The organism is Runella sp. R0.1_18 (assembly GCF_057652155.1).
In genome coordinates this window covers 1-533 of record NZ_JBYFCK010000094.1, presented here as the reverse complement: position 1 = coordinate 533, position 533 = coordinate 1, and the positions used below count along the sequence as shown (strand labels likewise).

Annotated in this window: 1 pseudogene; it reads right to left on the bottom strand. The window is 51.8% G+C overall.

The window, feature by feature from the left end:
• Positions 1-416, bottom strand: a pseudogene (locus AC23P2_RS31200) (gliding motility-associated C-terminal domain-containing protein); the annotation flags it as partial.
• Positions 417-533 lie beyond the last annotated feature (117 nt).

Sequence of the window (533 nt, the reverse complement as noted above, 5' to 3'; positions counted from 1 at the left end):
CAAGTAGCCGTGTATGAAGTTGTTGTTGTAGGACTAACCGTTTTAGCTAAACCTGTTGTTCCATCGTTCCAACTAACTGCCCCTGCACAATTCGATACCGTCAAGGTTGCTGACTGCCCAGCACAAATCGTTGGGCTGTTGACCGTCGGTGTGGGTGTCGGCTTGGGCGTAACCGTGACGGTAGCCATTGCTGTACCTGTTCCCACACACGGGGCGGTGCCAACTGTGCAAGTAGCCGTGTATGAAGTTGTTGTTGTAGGACTAACCGTTTTAGCTAAACCTGTTGTTCCATCGTTCCAACTAACTGCCCCTGCACAATTCGATACCGTCAAGGTTGCTGACTGCCCAGCACAAATCGTTGGGCTGTTGACCGTCGGTGTGGGTGTCGGCTTGGGCGTAACCGTGACGGTAGCCATTGCTGTACCTGTTCCCACACACGGGGCGGTGCCAACTGTGCAAGTAGCCGTGTATGAAGTTGTTGTTGTAGGACTAACCGTTTTAGCTAAACCTGTTGTTCCATCGTTCCAACTAAC